The following is a 22,331-nucleotide window of genomic DNA, read 5'->3' on the forward strand; positions in this document are numbered from 1 at the left end:
CCTGGATTTGCAGAGTGAATGGATGCCTCTTTGCGCGGCGAAGTATCGGCGGCGTGGGAGAAACTGGAAACCGTCGCAGCAGCAACTGCGCCTGCGCTCGCCATCAGAATATTGCGCCTCGATACCGAAGGATTCTGTTCGTTTGTTTGAGAGCTCATTTGTTTTCCGTTGGGAAGAAATTTCGGTGACCAAATCCCGTCGTCGTGGGGATTGGATAAAGTGCTGAATGATCAGTTGCCTCTATTGCGAAAAGCTGGACAACCTTTCGTCGTCTTTAGCTCTATCAAACTCCATCAGGCGCGTCGATGCCGGTCCGGTTTGCCGACCAGAGCCTCGGCCTCCACGTCTGTCAGGTTTTCGATGCCTCCCGCAGCCGTCGCCTCGGCGCAATGACGATGCTCGCTACCCGGAGAAAGAGTGAATGCGAGGTCGCTTCGCCTCGCAAAAGGCCAAACGGGCGTTGCAGGTTATTTATTAACTGCTCGCTGTCGCGGCATCCTCGATGACTTGCGCGACTTCCCGCGGATGAGACAGCATGACGACGTGGCTCGAAGGTAGGGTCGTTGTCGTCGCCTTAATCTGGAGGGCCATGCTGGCTTCGTGCTCCGGTGCGATCATATGATCGTTCGCAGCCACGATGTACCACGAAGGCTTGTTATGCCACGCCGCCTGCGTCGGGTGCGCCCCGAAGATGGAAGCCGCCGTCTGGGGTTGAACCGCGGCGAGAAGCGCCTTCTCTTCCTTGCTTAAGTCCTGCGCCAGTCCGCTTTCGATGCCTTCCACCGACAGGCGCAGAAAGCCGTCGGCCAGTGGATCGAGGTGATCCAGTCCCGAAGGTTTCGGAAAGCCCTGCGCGATTTCTCCGATCGACTGTCCCGCGTCGGGCGCAAAGGCCGCGACATAGACGAGCCCGACGACCTTCGGGTCATTGCCTGCTTCCGTGATGATGACCCCGCCGTAAGAATGGCCGACGAGGATGACCGGACCATCCTGTACTGCGATGGCCCGCCGGGTTGCGGCCACGTCATCCTCGAAGGAGGTGAGCGGGTTGCCCACGGAAGTCACCTTATAACCCTTGGTTTGCAGCAGCGGGATGACTTTGGACCAGCTCGATCCATCGGCAAAAGCGCCGTGGACCAAGACGATGTTTTTTACCGGGACGGTTTGTGCCATGAGTGTTTTTCTCCGGGGAAGCAGCAGAAAGGGCGAGTCTTGAGCCACGGAAGCCCGCAATAATTACGCGAGATTCAACATGGCGGCTGCGCCGATTTTGCTGGAGTTATCCGGAATCGCCGTTACCCGAAATTGCGGCAATTTGACGTTCCTTGCTTATTCTCGACAGTTTTTCCGGAACATCAACGGCGCGATTCCCACTACCCGGCGGAAAGCGCGTGAGAAGTGGCTCAAATCGTCGAAGCCGACGTGGATACCGACTTCGGTAATGCTCAGGTTGCCGTTCTTGAGCAGCATCCTCGCTCGCTCCATTCGGCAATCAAGAAGATATTGTCCGGGTGTCACGCCCAAGCTACCTTTGAATGCGCGGAGAAAGTGAAAGGGACTCAGTCCGGCGGCACCAGCCAGATCGGACAATGCGATGGGCTGACCGAGTCGTTCGTCGATGTAGGACTTGATAGCACGAATCTGCCGTGGCGCAAGCCGGGGGCCGGCCTTTGACGATATCACCGTGGCCCCCGCATGTTGACTCAGCGCCAGAACGATTGCCGTAGCGATACATTCCAGGCCGACATGGCCCGGTGCGCTGGGCTGATAGCTTTCGTGCCCCAACGCGCGCATCAGATGCTCGATTTTCGGTGGGCACGCCGCCAGAGATTGAACGATCGGGACGGAATGTTTGCCGCCTGCGGACAGCACCAGGGTGTCAAGCTGTACTTGATCAAATGCCAGCGCCACTCCTTCCACCGCGCTTTCGAAACGGACGCCATGCCGGCTTCCCTGGGGCATGACCCAGAGAGAGCCGGGACGAATCCATCTCAGCCCGGAGAACTCGGGGCTTTTAATCTCCGCTCGCGCAGCCGGACCGGTGTAGAGGAAGAGATTGTGTTGTAGAAGCTCGCGTTCAGGGAAGGCCGTCGCTTCAATCGCGTGGTATTCCACATGCAATCCCCGTACAGCCAGATCGGGATGCCGTCTTGCGATATGCGGGACGATCGGAACGATCTGCGCCCCCTGTCGAACCGAAATGGAGTCGTTCATGCTTTTCCGTCTCGTCTATGGGGCGTGGAGTCAGCCGTGTCCCGCGGAAGTCAGATCCGGTTGTCCCACGCCGCGAGCTGCAGTGCCTTCAGCATATCTTCGACTGCCACGGGCACAACGTTGCGGAACTTCCCCGCGTCGGCGGGCACGATCTCGATCATGCGATCGATCATTTCCTGGGCGTCGAGGTGCCCGAGCGGCGACGCCAGCGCCTCGTCGAACTGCGCGCGCAAGTCGGCGCGCCGGGTGATGTTTTTCGCGTCGTCGAGCCACCGGAATGCCGTGTCGGCCATGGTTTCGTTAAAGCCGGTGTAAAAGGCGCCGGGATTGATGGTCTGAACCTTGATGCCATGCACGGCCAATTCCTGCTGCAGTGCTTCGGCAATCGATTCCAGAGCATGCTTGGTCGACGCGTACACGCCCCAGTTCGCGGGGGAGAACAGCCCGCTCATCGACGATGTGAAAACGATCTTCGCCGGCTTTTTCTGCGCGATCCACTTTTTGACAAAGCTTTGCGTGAGGGTGAGCGGCAAGAAAACGTTGACCTCGTAGTTGTGACGAACCAGATCGAGAGGGATCTCGAAGACCGGGCCGCCTTCTCCCATGCCGGCATTGTTCCAGAGGACGTCGATATCCCAGCTCTGGGCAAAAGCCATGTCGTGCGAATCGAACAGATCGAGTTTCTCGACCCGCAAGTTGGCGAGTCCGAGTGCCTTGGCTTTTTCGCGCAGCGGTGTGACCTGGGGCGAACATTGCACGGTGGCAATGACGTTGTGACCTTTGCGCGCAAGGCCGATTGCGGCCGCTTCGCCGAATCCGGAGCCGGCACCCGTGATGAGGATAGTCTTGGACATTGCGGATCGTTCCTGAAGATAGGGATGGGATAACGACAAACGACAACTAGCTGATTGCCGAAACGCCTGCGACGTCGGCGAAACATGCGTGATGCAAACAGCGGCATGTGCCGCCGTCTTACCTGCCGTTAAGCGTTGCCGCTTCCGGCGCCAGCGATGCAAGAAATTGGCCCAGCAATTCCGCTATGTCACGCGGGGATTCAAGCGGCGACAAATGCCCGGTGCCGCGGAGCACGCGCATGACCGCATGGGGAATGCGGGTGAGCAACTCGGTCTCAAGCGTCGATACGCTGTCGACCCGATCCAGTTCGCCCGCAATCACCAGGGTCGGCACGGTAATCGCGCTCACTGCCGCCGAAATATCTTCCAGACTTGTGGAGCGCGGCCATGCGATCTTTGCCACTGTGCCGCCACGCAGACTGTCCTCGACGACCTGCTTGCGCTGGTCTTCGGTGAGCCGCTTCGCCGTGAGCACATTGTCGATCGTTGCTTCGATCGAGGCGGCAGACGAATAGGCGCTTTCCATGCCTTCGCGCACCTCTGGGGGCAGCGCCAGCGGCGTTGGAGGCGAAGGGGCAACGAGCACCAGCCCGACCAGCCCTTCGGGCTTTTGCGACGCGAGGAGTTGAGCGATCTTGCCGCCCATCGAGTGCCCGACCAGCACGAAGTTCGACACGCCGCGCTCGGCGATGACGTCGCGCACATCGTCCGCAAAGTCCGCCAGCGCGTAACCTTCGCGGGGAGCGTCCGACGCGCCCCAGCCGCGAAGGTCCACGGCGAGCGTGCGATGCGCGCCCGGGAGTGCGCCGATGACGTCGCGCCACGTCCTGGACGAGCCGCCCCAGTAGTGCAGGAAGATCAGCGAAGGCGCGCCGCTGCCCTGTTCCTCGACATGGATGTGGACTTTCGTGGATGCAGTTTTCATCGCGTTTCTTCCGGTTGACAGGTCGAGGCAGGGGTTTGCGACACGTCGAGCACCGACCCGGCAGAATCCCTGTACATCGTCATGGTTCCGACCCCGGCGGCGTGCGCGGGATGGCCTGCGCGATCGGAGCGGGAGATGGTGTAACCTTGAGTGTCGAAACTCTTAATATCCAACATTTGTTGTTTATAAATCTAACATATGTCTGATTCAGATGCAAATCCCGCCAAAGGGAAGCGCACGCGCCGTCCTGTCCAGGAGCGCTCGCTGGAGCGCATGACGCGAGTCATCGAGGCGGCCGAGCGCATGCTGGAAGAGCAGGGCCCCGAAAAGACTTCGATTCCCGCTCTTGCGGAAATGTCGGAGGTGCCGAGAGCCAGCATTTACCCGTTCTTTCCAGACAAATACACGCTGTTCGCGCATATCGCGCAGATCCATATGCAGCGCCTCAGTGACGCTATCGCAAATTCGGGAGCCGCCCGGACCCGCACGCTTCACACTTGGGTGCGTACCGTGATCGATACCTGCGTGGACTATTACAACGCCCACCCTGCGGCGAGCGTGCTTCTTCTCAATGGTTCTTTCAGCGACGCGGATCGTGCCGCCCACGCCACCAAGAATGCCTCGATCGGGCGTTTGCTACGCGATGCGGCCGCGCGATTTGGCGAACTGCCGGCCTTGCCGCTGTCTCCGGACGTTGCAGCGCTCGCCGTCGAAATTGGGCTTGCCTGCCTGAAGTTCGGTTATTTACAGGAAGGCCGCATCGATATCGCGGTTCGAAACGAGGCTTTGCGGGCGGTCATGGCCTACCTCGATCAATGGCGGGAGGATCGCGAGTCCACCTAGTTATATGGACGTGTCGAATTCCGGTCGACCTACGCTGCTGGAGTGGCGGTCATCTCTATTACCGAAGGGCAAATCGTTGGGGCGTACGGCACCGTAGGCCGCTGCCAGAGTTTGCGAGAAACTCCTGCAGGCGGCCAGTGTGCAGGCGGCGGCCGCCTTTACGATCCGGACTGGCACTCGATCTAAGGACATGTGTCTAATTTTTCGTTTTTCCCTTAAAATTGGACACTTCAAGGTTTCCAGTTGACTACGTCATCATGCATCGAATTGGATTCTTCGTTTGCCGTGGCTACGATCTTCTTGATCTTGCTGGGCCACTTTCGACTTTTAATCAGGTGACCACAGCCGCCGGCCATACCCCCTACGATCTTCAACTAATCTCGCAGGTAGGAGGATCAATTCTCGGCAATGCGGGTCTTCCGATTGAGACAAAGCCGATCGGACGGCGCGTGTTTGACACTGTAATTTTCGTGGGCGGGGATATAGATCCGATGCAAACATCGGAGAACATCGCCGCTGCCAAGAAATTGGGCGCCAGAGCCTCGCGCGTGGCAAGCGTGTGTACGGGGGCGTTTTTGCTTGCGGAAACCGGCTTGCTGGACGACCGGAGAACAACAACGCACTGGCGATACACAACTCAATTGCAGTCACGCTTTCCTCGCACCAGAGTTGAGGGCGATAGCATCTATATAGCGGACGGTCACATTTGGACGTCGGCAGGCATCGCCTCTGGAATAGACTTGGCACTCGCGATGATTGAAACGGATATGGGCGCAGAAATTGCGCGCGCTGTCTCCAGGCTCCTGGTTGTTCCGTATCGCCGACCAGGAGGTCAGTCGCAATTCTCGGCTATGTCGCAGATGGAGCCGGAATCGGATCGCATTCGCATCGCTCTGAACTTTGCCAGGGAACATTTAGCTGAAGCACTACCTGTTGAGAGACTCGCAGATGCTGCAAGATTAAGTCCGCGACAATTCGGACGGGCATTTCGCCGAGAAACTGGTGAAACGCCTGCTAAGGCGGTTGAGCGGTTACGAGTTGAAGCTGCGCGACTACGCTTGCAAGACGGTAGCGAACCGATCGAGCAGATTGCTCTGGCTGTGGGATTCACCGATCCAGAGCGAATGCGGAGGGCTTTCGTCAAACTACATGGACATCCGCCGCAATCAATCCGGCGCGAGAGCAGACTCATGGGCAGCCGATGATCGATCGATGGTCAAACTGCCATCGATTCTGCTGGGGTCGCGTCGGCAAGAAATGTGGAGGGCATCGTACGGAATGAGTAGTTACACAGGATCTAATGCTCGGTCCGCGTACTTGCGAGCGCTGGCAAAGCGTTGTTCAGTGATTTCCTGTGCTCGCGCACGGACGGCGCTCAAGACGTCAGCGGATGCCTTCGTAGGTGAGCCCGAGTCAAACGGCGGTTGCGGATCGTACGCCATGTAGAGTTGGAGTTCTTTTGCTATTTGATCTCCATGGAGAAGTGCGGCCAGGATGAGAGAGCCGTCAATGCCTGATGTAACGCCTCCCGCGCTCACGTAATTGCCATCGATGACGACGCGGTCATCGATGGGGGTTGCGCCATAGAACGGCAGCACTTCCATTGCCGTCCAGTGAGTCGTCGCTTTTCGGCCATGCAGCAAGCCAGCGGCGCCGCAGATAAGAGCGCCGGTACATACCGAGTACACATACAAGGCACGCTTGGCCTGCTCCCGAATAAATGTGAGAACTTCTCCATCGGTTGCGACTTCTTCCTGGCCATACCCCCCGGGAATGACTAGGGCGTGTTCACACTACCTGAGTCCATCGACGATAAGCGCGAAATTGATGAAAGCGATGAACATCACATCCAGCTTGTCGAATCGCGAGAAGATGCGACGGAAGCCTTTGAGTCTTCGGAACAGTCGCTCCACTTCGTTTCGACGTTTGTACATTTCCCGATCGTATTCCCATGGCTCAAGGCGATTGCTTTTTGGCGGGACAACGGGGATGAAGCCCAGGTCAAGTGCGAGTTGTCGCGTCTCGTTGCCCTCATACGCCTTATCCATGAGCAAGTACAGTGGCCGATTCGGTGGCCCGAGGCTTTGTAGCAAGGCTCGTCCTTCGGGGGCATCACCGGCCTGGCCGGGAGAAAGTGAAAACGTTATGGCTGTTCGAGCATCCGAGGCAACCATATGAATCTTGGTAGTCCATCCGGCCCGGCACTTGCCGATGGATTGCGGTCCGTTTTTTTTAATGCGCCAGTCCAGTCTGGATGCACTTTTACAATCGTGCTATCCAGCGAGACCGCCTCGATCCTGACACGAACAATCTGGGCACGCTGCAGTTCGGTAAATGCGCGATCCAGCACGCCACTTTTGGACCAACGGTTCATGCGCGTATAGACCGTGTGCCATCGGCCAAAGCGCTTTGGCAAACCACGCCATTTGCAACCATGCTCAGCAACGTAAAGAATCGCATTTAGCACTTGAAGATTCGACATGCTTACGTTGCCACGCTGACGCGGCAAACAATGTTCGATCTTTTGAAATTGGGCTTCGGTGAGTTCCATTCCCGAAGTTTACAGGTAAATTCAATTAGTGTGAACACGCCCTAGTACTACAGCCGTAGATACTAACTGACAGGCGGGGTAAAACCACGGCGTCGGTAATGGGACTGTTGTGCGCGCCACTGGTGAGTACGTCGCCAAATTGACCATGCAATCACATGATTGATCGGATGGACGGCGCGCCATAACAGGCGGCATAACAGTCGACGAATTTCCTGCGGGCTGAGAGGCATCATGCCTTCAGGAGTTTTTTTTACCCTCGATCCGAAGGGTGACAAGTACTGCGTGCGCCAGAAGTGCCAGGGTGATATGGCGGTACCACCCGCGCCATAGACGCACCTCATACTGATCCAGGCCGCACTCCCCCTTGGTCGCCTCGAAGCCAGTTTCGATTTCCCATCTGCGTCCTGCGACATTCACCAGAATCTGCAGTGAAGCTTTACTGCATGGAGCGTAGACGACATAGTAGGCATGCTCGCGCTTTTCATCCAGACTGCGCCGTACCAGCAGGTAGTGTCCGAAGCTATATTCCTCGGCGGTGATCTGCAGCCTCCACAGTGGCGTCATTGCCCAATCGTACAGACGTTCGCCTTTGGCGCCCACGCCAGCCGATAGGCGCTCCCATGCCGTTGACGGCAACGCTTCGGCTATCTTGTCTGCGCGAACGTACTTCGGCCCTTGCCACCATAGCGGCTCATTCTTTGCGACTGCCAGCACGAAGGCCTGCCCGCGTGACTCCAGCCACAATCGCAGGTCACGGTCACCACCATAAACCTCATCACCTGTGACCCAGCCGCATGGCAGGCCGGCATCCAGCGCACGCTCAAGCATGCTGCGCGCGAGCTGTGGCTTCGTTGCAAACTCCAACGTCGGCGGGACGCCGGCTGCTTTGCAGCGAGCTGGGTCATCGGTCCATGCCCGCGGCACATACAGCTCGCGGTCGATGAATGCACTGCCGCCATGACCGGCATAGCAGAGGAATACGCCGACCTGGCAATTCTCGATTCGGCCCGCCGTGCCGCTGTATTGGCGTTGCACGCCGGCCGAGTGCTCACCTTTCTTGACGAAACCAGTTTCGTCCACGATCAGCACTGCATCACGCTCGCCGAGTCGTTCACCCACGTATTGGCGCAGTACATCGCGCGCGGCGTCGGCGTCCCACTGTGCCCGCTCGAGCAGGTGCTGCACGCCGTCCGGTGTTGCCTCGCCAATCCATTCGGCAAGTTGCCAGCCGTTCTTGCGCTCGACTGTGCCCAGCAGCCCCTTCATATACGCCAGTGAGCGCTGCCGGGGTTCAGGGCGTCTGAACAGGTGTTCGAGACGTTCATGCAATGCGTACAGTTCACGTTCCCACGATTTCGCAATTGCTCGCATCGGTTTATACTCACATAGTAGTACTAATGAATTATAGTAAAAAAATCTACGGCTGTAGTACTAGTACTACAGCCGTAGATACTAACTGACAGGCGGGGTAAAACCACGGCGTCGGTAATGGGACTGTTGTGCGCGCCACTGGTGAGTACGTCGCCAAATTGACCATGCAATCACATGATTGATCGGATGGACGGCGCGCCATAACAGGCGGCATAACAGTCGACGAATTTCCTGCGGGCTGAGAGGCATCATGCCTTCAGGAGTTTTTTTTACCCTCGATCCGAAGGGTGACAAGTACTGCGTGCGCCAGAAGTGCCAGGGTGATATGGCGGTACCACCCGCGCCATAGACGCACCTCATACTGATCCAGGCCGCACTCCCCCTTGGTCGCCTCGAAGCCAGTTTCGATTTCCCATCTGCGTCCTGCGACATTCACCAGAATCTGCAGTGAAGCTTTACTGCATGGAGCGTAGACGACATAGTAGGCATGCTCGCGCTTTTCATCCAGACTGCGCCGTACCAGCAGGTAGTGTCCGAAGCTATATTCCTCGGCGGTGATCTGCAGCCTCCACAGTGGCGTCATTGCCCAATCGTACAGACGTTCGCCTTTGGCGCCCACGCCAGCCGATAGGCGCTCCCATGCCGTTGACGGCAACGCTTCGGCTATCTTGTCTGCGCGAACGTACTTCGGCCCTTGCCACCATAGCGGCTCATTCTTTGCGACTGCCAGCACGAAGGCCTGCCCGCGTGACTCCAGCCACAATCGCAGGTCACGGTCACCACCATAAACCTCATCACCTGTGACCCAGCCGCATGGCAGGCCGGCATCCAGCGCACGCTCAAGCATGCTGCGCGCGAGCTGTGGCTTCGTTGCAAACTCCAACGTCGGCGGGACGCCGGCTGCTTTGCAGCGAGCTGGGTCATCGGTCCATGCCCGCGGCACATACAGCTCGCGGTCGATGAATGCACTGCCGCCATGACCGGCATAGCAGAGGAATACGCCGACCTGGCAATTCTCGATTCGGCCCGCCGTGCCGCTGTATTGGCGTTGCACGCCGGCCGAGTGCTCACCTTTCTTGACGAAACCAGTTTCGTCCACGATCAGCACTGCATCACGCTCGCCGAGTCGTTCACCCACGTATTGGCGCAGTACATCGCGCGCGGCGTCGGCGTCCCACTGTGCCCGCTCGAGCAGGTGCTGCACGCCGTCCGGTGTTGCCTCGCCAATCCATTCGGCAAGTTGCCAGCCGTTCTTGCGCTCGACTGTGCCCAGCAGCCCCTTCATATACGCCAGTGAGCGCTGCCGGGGTTCAGGGCGTCTGAACAGGTGTTCGAGACGTTCATGCAATGCGTACAGTTCACGTTCCCACGATTTCGCAATTGCTCGCATCGGTTTATACTCACATAGTAGTACTAATGAATTATAGTAAAAAAATCTACGGCTGTAGTACTAGCACATCGAGTTGAGGCGCTTCTCCGAACGAGGTGTCCGGAACCAGCTGCATGCCTCGCATATCTCGCACAACGCCTTTGTCTTTCCACAATGTGTAGAACGTCGAGTTGGGGATACGCGACAGCGCTTCAAATGGCCCCGTGAAATCACATTGGTCCATATTTGGAAAGATCAAGCTACCTATCTTCAAGTGCCTATTCTCAGAAATCTTCCTCTTATGCTCCTGCAGTGGCCAAATACCGATGGTTATCGACCGTGTTCGGGCCGACTAGATGTGGAATGTCAAGATGTTGTATTCGTCGAATCTGAGTCTGGAAGGAGGTGTGTCTCTCTGCACTTCTTCCGTCATTAGCCAATCGATTGATGGTTGTCAATATCCGAACCATTCTGTACTACTAGAGACCTTTTGCGAGCAAAGGAATTAGGCGGACGATGCAGGCCGGTTCCGCAAGCAATGGGGCAATCTCGTCGAGGATCGTTGCGAAGGGCTCTGCATTTGCATGCTGCTCTGCGGCAGCAACGTCGTCGAAGGTTTGGATCAACCATATGTCGTCGTTGTCATCGCGCGAGCGCAGCAAAGCGTAGATTCGTGTTCCGCCGTCCGCACTGGCAGCAGCGACTAGCGGTTTGAGCTTTTGCACGAGTGCCTCCGCCTGACCAGGCTTTGCCCGTAGCCGCTCCATCGCCGCGAAGCCCGCTAGAGCCCGGTCGCCCCCGTAAGGCCAGACCTGTTCGCCAGGCTCTCGCACCCGTCCCAGCAGCACAGTCGGCTGTGGCGTGGGGCCGGCGGCGGCGCGCAGTTCGGGCGTTTTTGCAAAGAGCCCTAGCACGAATGGCACTTACTTAAGCCAGCATGGAGGAGAAGACGCGGATAAGTACTTGAAGAGAAACGGAGGAGGCTGATCCAGGGATTGATAGGATGGTTGTTACCAGGCAAACACCCGTCTCATTCCAAGGACCAGCCCCCATGGATCGTAATGCACGAAGTCATCACAGGCAAACCCTAGGCGGCGTTCAAAGCCGGGCACGCAGGGCCCAGGCGGTTGACTACTTCAACATACTGACGAGCCCGGAGCTGTTGGACATAACGGAAGCACATCTGCCAGAGCATCGGGAACGGCTGTATCCGCCGACGGTGACACTGTCGATGTTCATGCGCCAGGCGCTGGAAGAGGACGCCTCCTGTCAGAAGGCGGTCAACGGGTGGGCTGCGCAGCGAGCTGCCGACGGGCTGCGACCCATGAGTGTGCGTACGGGAGGCTACTGCCGCGCTCGCCAGAGACTGCCTCTGACGATGGTGCGGGAGTTGACGCGCGAGACAGGACGTCAACTGCACGAGCAGGCCAGAGCGGCCTGGATGTGGCGCGGGCGCCCGGTCAAGCTGGTTGACGGGACAGGGATCTCGATGCCCGATACGCCGTCGAACCAGGCCCGCTTCCCGCAGTCCAGTTCTCAGGCTGAAGGAGTGGGATTTCCGTTAGCCTATTTGGTTGCGGTGATCTGTCTGGCAAGCGGCGCAGTGCTGGAGGCGAGTGTCGGAACGTACGCGGGCAAAGGCAGCGGGGAGCTGACGGCGTTTCGCATGCTGCAAGATACGTTTCGCAAAGGTGATGTGATCGTCGCCGATGCCTTGTATTGCCACTACTTTCTGATGGCCTCAATGATCGCCGCCGGAGTGGATGTCGTTATGGAACAGCATGGGGCGCGCCGCACCGACTTTCGGCGAGGCAAGTCGCTGGGCATGCGCGATCACATTGTGACGTGGCTCAAACCCCGGCAGCGGCCCGACTGGATGACGCGTGAGCAGTACCAGGCCTTCCCCGATGAACTGGTGGTGCGCGAGTCCAGGCTGCATCACCGGGTGCTGGTCACCACGATGCTTGATGAACGCAAGACCAGCAAACAGGAGCTCTCGCAGTTGTACGCCAGGCGTTGGAACGTGGAACTGGATCTACGTAACATCAAGACGACGATGGGTATGGACGTACTGCATTGCCAGACTGCCCACATGAACGAGAAGGAGATCTGGGTCCATCTGCTGGCCTATAACGTGATTCGGTTGCTGATGGCTCAGGCCGCGAGCCACTATGCCACCGATCCGAGAACACTGAGTTTCAAACACACCGTGCAGTTATGGACTGAATGGCTGGCCCGAGGTCTGGCAGCAACCCACGACCAGAGTCTCCTGTTCAACCTGATCGCGCAGTCTTGCGTTGGGAATCGTCCCGGTCGCATCGAACCACGAATGCGCAAACGAAGACCGAAGTCTTACCCATGGCTGAAAGAGCCTCGTCACATCGCACGCGAGCGCGTCCGAAAATATGGGCACGCGCCACGGGCTTAAGTAAGTGCCATTCGCCCTAGCACACGACTTTCCCACTCATCCAGGTATTCGGTACGACGATCCGAGCCGACGTGAGCGACCGACCAGGCATAGAAGGGAGCCATCACATCAAACCCAGCGTAAGCAAGTACGCCATTCTGGATGGACTCGAACCGCTCGGAATGCCGGCTCGGCACCGCTCCTTCGCGCGGTTCGGGCGCGCCAAAGGTCGTACCGATTAAAGCCCGCTTGCCCGTGAGGCCGCCACGCCGGTAGGCGCCAATATCTGGATGGTCGTTGCTATATACGCGGTCGTAGGCGAACACTCGGTCGAACCAACCCTTGAGGATTGCCGGGACATGAAACCAGTAAAGTGGAAACAAAAAAACGACAGCATCGGCCCAGGTGAGCTTGTCAAGTTCGTCCAGGATGTCGGGCGCGTAACCCCCCTCTATTGAAGCGACACGCTGTCGGGACTGATAGTCGGTACCCGAACCCGGTCCCCCGCCAGGGTGGGGTTCGATGAAGTCGGCATCATCGGCGACGGCCTTGAATGCCATGGCGTGCAGGTCGGACACACGTGTGGCATACCCTTGTCGGGCAAGCGTTTCGACAGTGCGATCCAGCATCGCCTTGGCAAACGAGTTCGGATCGTGATGTGCATAGACGATGAGAACATTCTTGAACATGTGACACCTATGTTGGCAATGTTGGGTCAGCGATCATTTGGCTTCAGCGGACCATTGTCGTTCCAGATATCGCGGTGAAGTCTCCAAGCACCGCCCTGTTTCAGAAATATGAGGATCTGCTTGCCGCGCGACTTCAGTTCTCCATCATGGCTCCGGACGATCGAGTCCGACACCTCGGCCACGACTTCGTCGTTACCGTAAAACTCGTAGTTGCTGAAGGTCACCGTATCCGGTGCTTTCCCCGCGTATCCATCCTTGAAATATTTCGTGATCGCTGCGGGGCCCGTGACGCGCTCGCCGCCAGGCTGCAGAAGTGTTCCGTCATCGGTGTAGAGATGCCCAATCGCCTGATAATCGCCTCGTCTGAAGGCATCGGCCCAGCGGTCATTTTCAGCTTTAATGGCTGCCTCCGTGGACGGCCGGGGACCTGCCGCGTAGACGGTAGCGGACATGGCAGCGAGGGCCACAGCAACTGGCAATAAAACAAATTTGGTAAAAATCGATCGCATAGGGATTGCTCAATTTGGTTATCTCGACTACTGAGAAAATCGTGACCGCAGGCAGTCAGCGAGATGATTTCGCACACACTGCCCGCCAACGCTTCAGCGAACGCCCGGAATTCGTGCGAGGCCCTTAGATGCACCGGGCAGCTCCTTGTCGACCATCGCCATCAATTCCGGCCGGGCGTCTCGGGGGTGACCGGAATGGAACGGCGGCGCGGGATCATATTCGATCAAGAGCTGCGTAAATTCGGCGGCCTGTTGACCACGCAGCTTTGCTGCAACGCGAAGGGCGAAATCGATGCCTGCCGTCACACCACCGCCGCTCATGAACCGGCCGTTGTCGTCTTCCACGAAACGATCCGGAACAGGGATGGCGCCATATTCAGACAGTTTGTTGACGAAGGCCCAATGGCAGGCGCTTCGCTTACCGTTGAGAACGCCGGTTGCGGCGAGCACGAGTGAACCGTTGCAAACCGACGTAATATATTTGGCACTTTCGGCCAGACGCCGGATTTGAGCCTGATACTCCGGACTCATCGGTGCCGACAAATCAGATCCGCCTGGAACCAGGATCAAGTCAGTTTTATCGATATCGGCCAATCTTTCGGTCTTGCCATAGACGACCCCGAATTCGAGAGTCACCGTGCCACCGTTGAGACTCGCATAGCGGACGTTCGTATTCGGTAGCCGGTGGAAAATCTCGCTAGGACCGGCGAAATCGAGAAGCGTGCCGCCGTCGTAATTCACGATGAGAATATTGAGTGGATCACTCGGGGCCAACGGCCCCTGACTGACTGACTGTGCAAGCGCGGGCGTGGCGCCGCCAAGCAAGGCTCCGCCCCCAAGAACGGCGCCGAGCGCTGCAACGCTGCCAAACTTGAGAACATCGCGACGAGAATGACCTGCTCTGGTGAGCTGTTCGCCGGGAGCGTGATTTTCTCTGTTGTCGGTCAAGATAATTTCTCCTTGCACTTCGGCTCCCTCTGGGGGCGCAGCCGGGTTAGGGCAGATTGGAAAACCACCGCAGCGTAAGACGCGGTGGGGGTGTGATTGAGAGGTGAACGACCCGAGACGACGAGTGCGGCTCTGAAATCGGCAACCGAAGACTTAAAGCTGTGAAGCACCGCCATCCACGACCAGCTCAGTGCCCACGACGTAAGAGGACTCGTCGCTCGCGAGGTAGAGTGCCGCGTAAGCAATGTCTTCGGCCTTTCCCATATGGCCAACCGGAATGGTTTTCGCGAACTCGCTTTTGAAGTTGCGGACGTCCTCGTCCGACATCCCCCATTTGCTGAGCAGGGGCGTCTCCATGCCACCCGGCGCGATCGCGTTAAATCGGATCTTGCGATCGAGAAACTCGTATGACCAACTACGGGCAAGCGATCGCACCGCGGCCTTTGCCGCCGCGGTCAACGAAATGCCATGTTTGCCGGTTTGATCGACGAACGATGTATTGAGAATGACTGAGGAGCCTTCCCGCAAGTCCGGCAGCACCGCTTGAAGCGTGAACACTACGCCCTTGACGTTGATGTCCATGATCTCGCTATAGAGTTCGTCGTCGATGTCATTGAGTGCGGATGGGAAAGCCCAACCAGCGTTGGCGAAAACGACATCCAGGCCACCGAACTTCTCTTTTGCCGCGGCAGCAATCGCCCGCATGTCATTGATTGAACGTACGTCTCCCTTGAGGACGAGCGCATTCTCGCCGAGCTCGGCCTTCACGCGCTCGAACGCCGTCTCGTCGCGACCAGTTACCACCACTCGGGCGCCTTCTGCGATGAAAAGTTTGGCAGTGGCAAGACCGATGCCACTCGTGCCGCCAGTAATCAGCGCTGACTTATTCTTAAGCCTCATATTTGCATTCCTTTCTCTGCTTGGTAATCGGTCAAGCCAAATGGTCGAAGCGCAACCGCGCTTCTCTCAACTTGATTTCGTGGGCAAATTATGGAACACATGGGTAATGACGCAAAGGACGTATAACCCTCAAAAAACGTCATGGATCGCATATCATGAACAACTTGCCGCTGTCGTTCGCGCCACGCGCGCCGCAAGTTCTTTGACCTGCACGTGGCGAACAACAGCCAGTTGGCAGAGCAAAGGCGCTGGCAGACGATCAACGTTCGTCATCGTCAGACCTTGCGGATGGTGACGCCTGCGGCCTGGAGTAGCACGTTCCCAAGGTGTGTGATTAACCTTGCTCACTGCGCCGCGCTCGTTCCCCTGAAGCTCGGCGGTGTCGAATCTCAGACTCATCTGAGACAGCGTCAATGCGGGCGTTTGTGCGCGTGGCAGTACGCCCCTTGGCAGCTTTGTCCATTGCGTTTCTCCCGGACGGTAGGGGGGGTCGTCCGACGAGTGTGCTCGCAAGCGCCAGTCAACCAGCAGCCGGTCGAGTTCGTTCAGCACCGTCACAGGAACGCACGGCTCGCCCAACGCCATGGCAGAACACATGACACGATCCAGCATCCAAGCCGAGACCACCCTTACTACGCGGGACTGGCTTCGACGTGCGCCACGCGACCGCCGCTTCGCCTCGAAGTGTCATACCTTGACGCGACGCCCGTACAAGGGATGCCAACGGTAATGGACTTCAACTTCCTGCCCGATATGGGCAGAATGATCTCGCACTTGCGCTGGGGCGCTCGACCGGGTTGTTTGCAGGACGCGCTGCGCAGGGTCCAGCAAACGGGGCGGCGGCGAACATGAATTTGATTCAGTCTGCGCGGCTAAATGTTCATGATCCGCATGCTGATTCGAAAGATATTCTTGCGCGACTTCCAACTCGGCGAGCAAGAAAAACTGAGGACTTGTTGGCACATCGTTGAAGGGAGTATGCTAATCCAAATGATTTCGTCGGCAAGCAGTTACGCCAACTCATTCCACTCGCGTATCATCACCAAATCTCGGTGGATATCCCCACCGCATTGAAAGCTCATTTCTCCCACTGTCATAAACCCATTACGTTGGTAGAAGCGTATGGCCCTGGCATTCTGATCATTCACCGTGAGTCGGATGCGATTGGAAACACCAGCAAGCGTAGCTGTTAGCAGGAGCTGTGCAGCGCCCGTCCCATGATGCTCCGACGCGACATAGCATCGTTTCAACTCAGGAATGCCATCCGCCAGCGCGATGCTTAAGCGATCGGGCTTGTAGTCGACCAGACTGAAACCCGCGACATCGCCGGCTTTCTCCAGCACCTGCACCTCCTGGCTTGACGTGACCAACGCGGTCTGAAAACACGATAGGGATAGATTTTCGCTGATGTAGCGCTCTAACTCTTCTGCCCGTGTGTCTGCGGGGCACGCCAGCGAAAAAGTAGTTTTCGCGATTCTGCTAATGGACTCAGAGTCATCAGTTATCGCTGGACGCACACGCATTCATCGCTCCTTTGCCTGGTAGAGTGCAGCACGCCCCGACCGTTGAGGACCAGTTGTTCAACTCAAGCGTAACGAAATGGGCCTAGGAAATGCAATCCCATGAATGGATATGTTTTGCCATGAGCAACCGGATAATTATCCGGGAAGACGCCTTTGTTGGACGGTTACCAACGTCGCGGGCCGTACGTGGAAAATCGAAACTGGCGTGCGGGCGACCGATTCGAATGCGGGTTCGATCAATATGAGGTACGCCGACGGCACGGCTGGTACCACCACGTCAGGGCGTTGCCGGCCTGCGCCGTGTTCGCCACGCTACGGGCGCAGGCAAAAAAGCCGCGAGGATTGAGTGCCGCCCACTGTGCAAGTGATTCGACTTATCGAAGCCGTATGTCATCGGCGGCATTGAGAGTCAGGCGTTCAAGCCGCCATCGATCACGAGGCCAGTGCCAGTAATGTGTCGGGCAGACGGGCTGGCTAGATAGGCGACAGCAGTGGCGACGTCACCGGCCGATCCAAACCTGCCTAGTGCCATCTGAGCCCGTAGGCCATCTGCTCCCTTCCCATCCGCCGGGTTCATGTCGGTGTCGGTAGGACCGGGATGCACCAGGTTGACGGTAATATTGCGGGGACCCAGGTCTCGGGACAGACCGCGCGTCAGCGACAGCAGGGCCGACTTCGACATCGAATAAATGGCGACATCGGTCAGAGAAACCCGCTCGGCTAAACAGGAGCCAATGAAGATGATTCTCCCCCCGTTTGGAATGTGCGGGATTGCTGCTCGCGTGGCAAGCACGCTGCTTCTGATGTTCACATCGATAATCTCGTCGATCGTGTCGACCAACATGTCTTCGAGGCGTCCATAGTGCAGCACTCCCGCATTATTTACGAGGATGTCGAGACGGCCGAATTTAGTAACGGCCTCGTTCACAGATCGCGTCACTGCCTCGGCATCGCCGCTGTCCGCCCTGATTGCAAACGCCTGGCGCCCCAGTTTGGTGATCGCATTGACCAGATCGTCCGCCTGACGTTGCGAACTCTTGAAAGTGATAGCGACGTCGGCACCATTTTTGGCGAGTTCCATTGCGATCGCCGCGCCGATGCCCCTCGCCGCACCGGTGACGAGTGCCTTCTTCCCAGCGAGGTCGAACGTCGCTGCTTTTCCGCTTTCGCTCATGGCTTGGATTGCAGATCAGCCTGCCCCGTCTGAATATTCACTGGGACGGACACATGCTCATGGACGATGTACCATCGACCACCAATCTTGCGATAGACGTCCGTAACACGGGCCTTGATGTCGAGCTGTCCGCCAGCTCGCTGCTTGCCATAGAAGTGCTGGGTCATATACGCGTAGGCGAGATCGCCACTGACAGTGATGTTGAGATCGCTGATCTCCAGTCCCGCAGGGCCATCGAACGATGCAAAATAACTGGTGACGTTCTTTTCCTCATCCTGCTTCGTCATCTGACGTGGTGGGACAACGTCAAAGATAAGCACATTCGTATTGGAGGCGTAAAGCCCCATCGTAGCTGCGACATCCTTGGTCCTATTCGCTTCCACGAGACGATCCTCAAGAGCCCGGATCTTTGCTTCCTCTCCCACCGACGTATGCCCGTCGGCCCCAAACGCGGTCGTCGCCAAGGTGAACGTGAGAGCTGCAGAGGACAGTATCCTTAGTGCGGACCACTTTGTTTTCGTCCCTTTATGATCTCGCTGGCTGGCGATAGCCTGACGGCTCCGAGGTGAGAAAGAGCGTCTCGTATTCACCGATCTGGAACATTTTTCTGACGATGTTGGCGCCGCCTGCAAATTCCCCGCGGACGACTTAGCAACGGCAGGACCGATGCCGCTCGTTCCGGCCGTGATCAAGGCTGATCTAGTTTTAAGCTTCATCTTTACGTTTCTTCCCTGGTTCGCTATTGATCAAGCTAAAAGTTCAAAGCACGACTACATTTGCCTTAACTTGATTTCGTGGGCGAATTATGGGATCTGTATAAGATGACGGAAAGGACGTTTAACCCTCAAAAAACGTCATACCCTGCACATCAGTGAAGAACCGGCCGTTGGCGTTCACGCCAGGGCAAACCTGTCCGTCATCTCGACACTGACCTCGCGCAGTCCTCGCAGCTCCACGGCAGGAGTTCACTGGTTTCCCGCCCGCTGCAATCGCCCGTTAGCGTGCTCTTAGCCGATACACCGGCTAGGCTTTCTCGTTAGATTCCAAGACACCATACCGTCATACGTTGTGGCAGCAACAGGCAACCCTGGCCGCTGCTCAATCACGGCGTCCAAGGTGCCAGCGAGAAGCCCATGCCGTCATCGAACATCGCGTAACGCCCGCTTGGCGAGCATGACGGAGCGCCGGCAGATGCCGATCACGCGTTGCCCGTCGGCCACTGGCCGGCGCGCCAGGCCTGTTTCAACGGTAATGTCTTTCGCGGCTTGTGCCGGCTCGCGTCCGCGCAACGTCGCCAGCAGGCTCGACGCGAAGACGATGCGCTGCGCGAGATACTCGGCCAATCCCTGTTCGGCCAGAAAGTCGGCGCGCCGGCGTAGCGCGTCCTTGACCTCGGCCCCAAGGCAAGCCGCCCAGGATGCGGTGCGCGAGGCAGTACGATTCGCCTACTGCCTGGTCGCCACGAATCGCAACCGCGCTTTGTCCATTGAAAGGCGCAGTATGGATGTATTGGTTGAGGGCCACGACCACCGCTATGATCGTGGGTTTTCCGCGCCGGCTCGCTACGGGCTTACCCGTCTCCGGGTCAACCGTATAAATCGAATAACCACCCATTGACTGTGCAGCCGTGGCTCGTTCGGCATGTCCGGTGCCGACGCATCGTGGAACGTCACCAGAACCCGGCGGGCGTGAGCGTGGCCATAGCGGGGTGCTTGAATATATCGGGCGGATCCTAGGGTAACGGAGTCGGCGTCTCATGGTCAGGCGGCACTCTCGCTGTTGCCATTTTGGTAGCAACGCGCGAGCGTTGAAGCTTCCGGCGTCGTCAAGGGCAAATTCGGCTAGTCGAGCCAAGTGGCTACGGCATCCCAAAACCGGCGGTAGCCTATCCTGCAATAGATGAAGAAAGTAGTGTTGGTGGAGGTAGGTAGCGAGGGCGATGGGCGTTGTGGCTGCCGGGGCAAGGGCTTTGAAGACTGGATTGGCGAGCCGCAGGGCGCCTGGTTGAGCAGATCGGTAGAGGTTGTCTCAACACAAACTCCGGGATCGTGGGAAATGGGTGCCCAGGCGACCCGCGCTCTGGTTGTGCGCAAACGACCGGTGTTGTATCGACACAAGATAGGCTGCGACGGGATAAACCGCAGCGGTGAGGCGAGGGATGTCGCGGGAGAACTTGTGTGAAAACAACCCTTGCGGCAACGGATGAGGGTGCGGTGGCACTGGCGATGCCATTGATTCAACACAAGGCGTGCGGCGATGATTCTTCGGGCGGCGTCTTGTGTGAAAAAAGGCTCGCGTGACGGGGTGAGGGCGCGACGGCAGGGGTTATCGCGTTGTATCGACACAAGGGTGCTGCGATGAGAAGGCGTTGGGGGTGGCTTGTGTGAAAACAAGCCTTGCGGCAACGGATGAGGGTGCGGTGGGACTGGCGGTGCTGTTGATTCGACACAAGGCGTGCGGCGATGTGACGACCGTGGCGGTGAGGCGATGATTCTTTGGGCGGCGTCTTGTGTGAAAACAAGGCTCACGTACACGGGTGCGCGTGCGACGGCACGGGTGGTGCCGTTGTATCAACACAAGGCCGTGGTGCGACGGGACAAGCGTCACGGCGAGGTGAGGTTGGCAGAGGATGGCTTGTGTGGAAACAAGGACCAGAGGACCAGCCGATGAAGTCGCGGGGCGGGGGGCCTCACCTGATCCTCGCAGCAGGGTTGTGGTACCGGTGACGGACTGCTCAGGTTCTCGCGACCAGATCGGGATGATGCTCTTTCAGCCATTCGGACACCGTGGACAGAATGCTGTTCGACAGTTGCAAGGCGTCGTTCAGCGTCTGCGCATCCACGGACTCAAAACCGTCGTATTTGCTGTTGCGAAGGTCGAGCAGCGTTTCGAGTTCGTCATGCACGCCGCTGCTCAAACCAAGCGTACCGGCGAGTCCTTCCAGGGCGATGCGGTGATGACCGGGTCTGGAAGCGATGCGAAATCCCTGTGCAGCAAAGACCGCCAGCGCGCAGAAGAGAATTGCATCATAGGCCGCGTCGAGCCGTGTCGGGCCTGACACGCCTGTATGCTGCGCATCCCGGTATTTCTGTACTGCGGCGCGCAGTTGTGACTGGATGGTCTGCCGGTTTCTGGTGCGCTCCTGGCGGACCAGATCGGGTTCGTCCTGGGACAGCGAGAGCGGGTTACGCACTGGCATACGCGAACTCCCCCTTTAACGGGATAAAGGGACTCGACACGACATTGCTGGCAAAACCTTCGCCGTCAGCGAGCTTCTCCTCGAAATCCCGGCGTGAAGCGACGGTTGCATGAATCTGGCGATGGTGTTTGCGTCCGACTGGTTTCAGCCGGGCATTGACCTTCAGGCTGCTCAGGTGGTCACCGAGGACCAGCACGTCAATATCGGAGCGGGCCGATTCATCGCCTCGGGCAACCGACCCGAACACGACAGCCGCCTCGGCCTGCTCGGGGAGAGCGTCTGCAATGTCGGCCAGTACTTCGTCGCTGCGGCGGGCCATGTCAGTCAGTCCCGCCAGCAAGGGGTCGTCGCCTGCCTGATAGGTGATGTGCTGCCCCTGCTCGACCCGCTTTGCCAGCCCGACCTCGGTCCACCTGCGCAGCCACCTGGAAACGTTGCCGCGATCGGCGCCCGCCATGCGGGCCAGTTCAACCGTTGTGTAACTGCGCATTGGGTCTTGATACAGGGCGCGAAGCAGGGCAAAGCGTTGCACCCCGCCGAATAGTTCACTGAGCATTGCGTTTTTCATATTCGTCTCGATGTGTGATATACATCAATGATGTCAAATGTACAGCGCAGAGGCGTTCACGTCAAGATGTTCAATGTACATCACTCATGTGCATTACACATCTTCCAGCCGTATGTTCGAGTTCAGCGAGAGCCCGGGCTGGCGCGACGTGGTGCCGGTCGTGGAAGGTGAAGGCCAGAGGGCCCGTTAACCACGTGTCGCGTCATTCAGCGCGCCGCACGTTTCGGGCGTTGTGTCAAAGCAAGGGCGTATCCGTTACAGGGGTTTTGTCAACACAACAGGCGTGC

23 protein-coding genes and 1 pseudogene are annotated in these 22,331 nt (G+C 58.0%); 5 read left to right on the forward strand and 19 right to left on the reverse strand.

The genetic code is table 11. From position 1 onward, the window contains the following. Nucleotides 1–18: 18 nt before the first annotated feature. The gene (locus tag ACSQ8V_RS08390; protein WP_436181584.1) at nt 19–150 is read left to right on the forward strand and encodes a hypothetical protein; all 132 of its coding nucleotides are present in this window, start codon (nt 19–21) and stop codon (nt 148–150) included. A gap of 324 nt (nt 151–474) precedes the next feature. On the opposite strand, the gene ACSQ8V_RS08395 is transcribed toward ACSQ8V_RS08390, so the two are convergent. The 4 genes from ACSQ8V_RS08395 to ACSQ8V_RS08410 form a co-directional block, all read right to left on the reverse strand. Then, a complete protein-coding gene (locus ACSQ8V_RS08395) occupies nt 475–1,173 on the reverse strand; it encodes an alpha/beta fold hydrolase (RefSeq protein ID WP_436205424.1) in 699 nt (232 codons plus the stop codon). Between the two features lie 156 nt (nt 1,174–1,329). Beyond that, the gene (locus ACSQ8V_RS08400; RefSeq protein WP_436205425.1) at nt 1,330–2,214 is read right to left on the reverse strand and encodes a helix-turn-helix transcriptional regulator; all 885 of its coding nucleotides are present in this window, start codon (nt 2,212–2,214) and stop codon (nt 1,330–1,332) included. A gap of 50 nt (nt 2,215–2,264) precedes the next feature. Then, nucleotides 2,265–3,068: an SDR family oxidoreductase gene (locus ACSQ8V_RS08405; RefSeq protein WP_436205426.1), complete on the reverse strand. Its 804-nt coding sequence runs from the start codon at nt 3,066–3,068 to the stop codon at nt 2,265–2,267. Nucleotides 3,069–3,186: 118 nt separating this feature from the next. After that, nucleotides 3,187–3,993 (reverse strand): alpha/beta fold hydrolase, encoded by an 807-nt coding sequence (locus tag ACSQ8V_RS08410; RefSeq protein ID WP_436205427.1) that lies wholly within the window; start codon nt 3,991–3,993, stop codon nt 3,187–3,189. Between the two features lie 273 nt (nt 3,994–4,266). On the opposite strand from ACSQ8V_RS08410, the gene ACSQ8V_RS08415 reads away from it, so the two are divergent. Further along, on the forward strand, nt 4,267–4,836 hold the full coding sequence (locus tag ACSQ8V_RS08415) for a TetR/AcrR family transcriptional regulator (protein ID WP_436206620.1): 570 nt from the start codon (nt 4,267–4,269) through the stop codon (nt 4,834–4,836). Nucleotides 4,837–5,093: 257 nt separating this feature from the next. After that, nucleotides 5,094–6,041 carry a GlxA family transcriptional regulator gene (locus ACSQ8V_RS08420; protein ID WP_436181590.1) on the forward strand — a complete coding sequence of 316 codons (948 nt, stop codon included), beginning with the start codon at nt 5,094–5,096 and terminating at the stop codon, nt 6,039–6,041. Between the two features lie 81 nt (nt 6,042–6,122). On the opposite strand, the gene ACSQ8V_RS08425 is transcribed toward ACSQ8V_RS08420, so the two are convergent. The 5 genes from ACSQ8V_RS08425 to ACSQ8V_RS08445 form a co-directional block, all read right to left on the reverse strand. Further along, nucleotides 6,123–6,611 carry a DJ-1/PfpI family protein gene (locus tag ACSQ8V_RS08425; protein WP_436183129.1) on the reverse strand — a complete coding sequence of 163 codons (489 nt, stop codon included), beginning with the start codon at nt 6,609–6,611 and terminating at the stop codon, nt 6,123–6,125. Between the two features lie 18 nt (nt 6,612–6,629). Continuing rightward, nucleotides 6,630–7,387 (reverse strand): IS5 family transposase gene (locus ACSQ8V_RS08430; protein WP_436205428.1). Its coding sequence is split into 2 segments (ribosomal slippage): nt 6,630–7,072 and nt 7,072–7,387, totalling 759 coding nucleotides; the frame shifts between segments, so codons are not numbered across the junction. Between the two features lie 237 nt (nt 7,388–7,624). Further along, nucleotides 7,625–8,758: an IS701 family transposase gene (locus tag ACSQ8V_RS08435; RefSeq protein WP_436205429.1), complete on the reverse strand. Its 1,134-nt coding sequence runs from the start codon at nt 8,756–8,758 to the stop codon at nt 7,625–7,627. Nucleotides 8,759–9,014: 256 nt separating this feature from the next. Then, a complete protein-coding gene (locus tag ACSQ8V_RS08440; protein ID WP_436205429.1) occupies nt 9,015–10,148 on the reverse strand; it encodes an IS701 family transposase in 1,134 nt (377 codons plus the stop codon). A 458-nt stretch (nt 10,149–10,606) separates the two neighbouring features. Beyond that, nucleotides 10,607–10,894 (reverse strand): putative quinol monooxygenase, encoded by a 288-nt coding sequence (locus ACSQ8V_RS08445; RefSeq protein WP_436206621.1) that lies wholly within the window; start codon nt 10,892–10,894, stop codon nt 10,607–10,609. 284 nt (nt 10,895–11,178) lie between these two features. Here ACSQ8V_RS08445 and ACSQ8V_RS08450 point away from each other — a divergent pair, with 284 nt between their 5' ends. Beyond that, nucleotides 11,179–12,555: an IS4 family transposase gene (locus ACSQ8V_RS08450; protein ID WP_436205430.1), complete on the forward strand. Its 1,377-nt coding sequence runs from the start codon at nt 11,179–11,181 to the stop codon at nt 12,553–12,555. On the opposite strand, the gene ACSQ8V_RS08455 is transcribed toward ACSQ8V_RS08450, so the two are convergent. From ACSQ8V_RS08455 to ACSQ8V_RS08490, 8 genes and pseudogenes are all read right to left on the reverse strand, one after another. Beyond that, nucleotides 12,552–13,223, reverse strand: a complete 672-nt coding sequence (locus ACSQ8V_RS08455; protein WP_436205431.1) for an NAD(P)H-dependent oxidoreductase — start codon at nt 13,221–13,223, stop codon at nt 12,552–12,554. The two genes, ACSQ8V_RS08450 and ACSQ8V_RS08455, sit on opposite strands and share 4 nt — an antisense overlap. A gap of 26 nt (nt 13,224–13,249) precedes the next feature. Then, entirely contained in the window at nt 13,250–13,675 is a 426-nt protein-coding gene (locus ACSQ8V_RS08460) for a YybH family protein (RefSeq protein WP_436183130.1), read from the reverse strand. Nucleotides 13,676–13,825: 150 nt separating this feature from the next. Further along, nucleotides 13,826–14,680 (reverse strand): DJ-1/PfpI family protein, encoded by an 855-nt coding sequence (locus ACSQ8V_RS08465; protein ID WP_436181593.1) that lies wholly within the window; start codon nt 14,678–14,680, stop codon nt 13,826–13,828. Between the two features lie 153 nt (nt 14,681–14,833). After that, nucleotides 14,834–15,580 carry an SDR family oxidoreductase gene (locus ACSQ8V_RS08470; RefSeq protein ID WP_436181594.1) on the reverse strand — a complete coding sequence of 249 codons (747 nt, stop codon included), beginning with the start codon at nt 15,578–15,580 and terminating at the stop codon, nt 14,834–14,836. 1,010 nt (nt 15,581–16,590) lie between these two features. Beyond that, nucleotides 16,591–17,103: a GNAT family N-acetyltransferase gene (locus ACSQ8V_RS08475; protein WP_436181595.1), complete on the reverse strand. Its 513-nt coding sequence runs from the start codon at nt 17,101–17,103 to the stop codon at nt 16,591–16,593. Between the two features lie 409 nt (nt 17,104–17,512). After that, entirely contained in the window at nt 17,513–18,277 is a 765-nt protein-coding gene (locus ACSQ8V_RS08480; RefSeq protein ID WP_436205432.1) for an SDR family oxidoreductase, read from the reverse strand. After that, nucleotides 18,274–18,993 carry a nuclear transport factor 2 family protein gene (locus ACSQ8V_RS08485; RefSeq protein WP_436181597.1) on the reverse strand — a complete coding sequence of 240 codons (720 nt, stop codon included), beginning with the start codon at nt 18,991–18,993 and terminating at the stop codon, nt 18,274–18,276. The genes ACSQ8V_RS08480 and ACSQ8V_RS08485 overlap by 4 nt, the downstream gene beginning before the upstream one ends. A 291-nt stretch (nt 18,994–19,284) precedes the next feature. After that, nucleotides 19,285–19,677, reverse strand: a pseudogene (locus ACSQ8V_RS08490) (DUF3363 domain-containing protein); the annotation flags it as partial. 777 nt (nt 19,678–20,454) lie between these two features. Between ACSQ8V_RS08490 and ACSQ8V_RS08495 the strand changes: the two are divergent. Continuing rightward, on the forward strand, nt 20,455–20,577 hold the full coding sequence (locus ACSQ8V_RS08495) for a hypothetical protein (protein ID WP_436181598.1): 123 nt from the start codon (nt 20,455–20,457) through the stop codon (nt 20,575–20,577). 434 nt (nt 20,578–21,011) lie between these two features. On the opposite strand, the gene ACSQ8V_RS08500 is transcribed toward ACSQ8V_RS08495, so the two are convergent. Both ACSQ8V_RS08500 and ACSQ8V_RS08505 read right to left on the reverse strand, forming a co-directional pair. Beyond that, nucleotides 21,012–21,470 carry a hypothetical protein gene (locus ACSQ8V_RS08500; RefSeq protein ID WP_436181599.1) on the reverse strand — a complete coding sequence of 153 codons (459 nt, stop codon included), beginning with the start codon at nt 21,468–21,470 and terminating at the stop codon, nt 21,012–21,014. Then, nucleotides 21,463–22,044: a nucleotidyltransferase domain-containing protein gene (locus ACSQ8V_RS08505; protein WP_436181600.1), complete on the reverse strand. Its 582-nt coding sequence runs from the start codon at nt 22,042–22,044 to the stop codon at nt 21,463–21,465. Before ACSQ8V_RS08505 ends, ACSQ8V_RS08500 begins: the two co-directional genes overlap by 8 nt. Nucleotides 22,045–22,331: the final 287 nt, after the last annotated feature.

The organism is Caballeronia sp. LjRoot31 (assembly GCF_964253885.1).
Lineage (GTDB): Bacteria > Pseudomonadota > Gammaproteobacteria > Burkholderiales > Burkholderiaceae > Caballeronia.

Coding starts and splice junctions, on each gene's coding strand:
- ACSQ8V_RS08390 (WP_436181584.1), top strand. CDS start 19: ATGGATGCCTCTTTGCGCGGCGAAGTATCGGCGGCGTGGGAGAAACTG.
- ACSQ8V_RS08395 (WP_436205424.1), bottom strand. CDS start 1,173: ATGGCACAAACCGTCCCGGTAAAAAACATCGTCTTGGTCCACGGCGCT.
- ACSQ8V_RS08400 (WP_436205425.1), bottom strand. CDS start 2,214: ATGAACGACTCCATTTCGGTTCGACAGGGGGCGCAGATCGTTCCGATC.
- ACSQ8V_RS08405 (WP_436205426.1), bottom strand. CDS start 3,068: ATGTCCAAGACTATCCTCATCACGGGTGCCGGCTCCGGATTCGGCGAA.
- ACSQ8V_RS08410 (WP_436205427.1), bottom strand. CDS start 3,993: ATGAAAACTGCATCCACGAAAGTCCACATCCATGTCGAGGAACAGGGC.
- ACSQ8V_RS08415 (WP_436206620.1), top strand. CDS start 4,267: ATGACGCGAGTCATCGAGGCGGCCGAGCGCATGCTGGAAGAGCAGGGC.
- ACSQ8V_RS08420 (WP_436181590.1), top strand. CDS start 5,094: ATGCATCGAATTGGATTCTTCGTTTGCCGTGGCTACGATCTTCTTGAT.
- ACSQ8V_RS08435 (WP_436205429.1), bottom strand. CDS start 8,758: ATGCGAGCAATTGCGAAATCGTGGGAACGTGAACTGTACGCATTGCAT.
- ACSQ8V_RS08440 (WP_436205429.1), bottom strand. CDS start 10,148: ATGCGAGCAATTGCGAAATCGTGGGAACGTGAACTGTACGCATTGCAT.
- ACSQ8V_RS08445 (WP_436206621.1), bottom strand. CDS start 10,894: ATGGAGCGGCTACGGGCAAAGCCTGGTCAGGCGGAGGCACTCGTGCAA.
- ACSQ8V_RS08450 (WP_436205430.1), top strand. CDS start 11,179: ATGGATCGTAATGCACGAAGTCATCACAGGCAAACCCTAGGCGGCGTT.
- ACSQ8V_RS08455 (WP_436205431.1), bottom strand. CDS start 13,223: ATGTTCAAGAATGTTCTCATCGTCTATGCACATCACGATCCGAACTCG.
- ACSQ8V_RS08460 (WP_436183130.1), bottom strand. CDS start 13,675: ATGTCCGCTACCGTCTACGCGGCAGGTCCCCGGCCGTCCACGGAGGCA.
- ACSQ8V_RS08470 (WP_436181594.1), bottom strand. CDS start 15,580: ATGAGGCTTAAGAATAAGTCAGCGCTGATTACTGGCGGCACGAGTGGC.
- ACSQ8V_RS08475 (WP_436181595.1), bottom strand. CDS start 17,103: ATGCGTGTGCGTCCAGCGATAACTGATGACTCTGAGTCCATTAGCAGA.
- ACSQ8V_RS08480 (WP_436205432.1), bottom strand. CDS start 18,277: ATGAGCGAAAGCGGAAAAGCAGCGACGTTCGACCTCGCTGGGAAGAAG.
- ACSQ8V_RS08485 (WP_436181597.1), bottom strand. CDS start 18,993: ATGAAGCTTAAAACTAGATCAGCCTTGATCACGGCCGGAACGAGCGGC.
- ACSQ8V_RS08505 (WP_436181600.1), bottom strand. CDS start 22,044: ATGAAAAACGCAATGCTCAGTGAACTATTCGGCGGGGTGCAACGCTTT.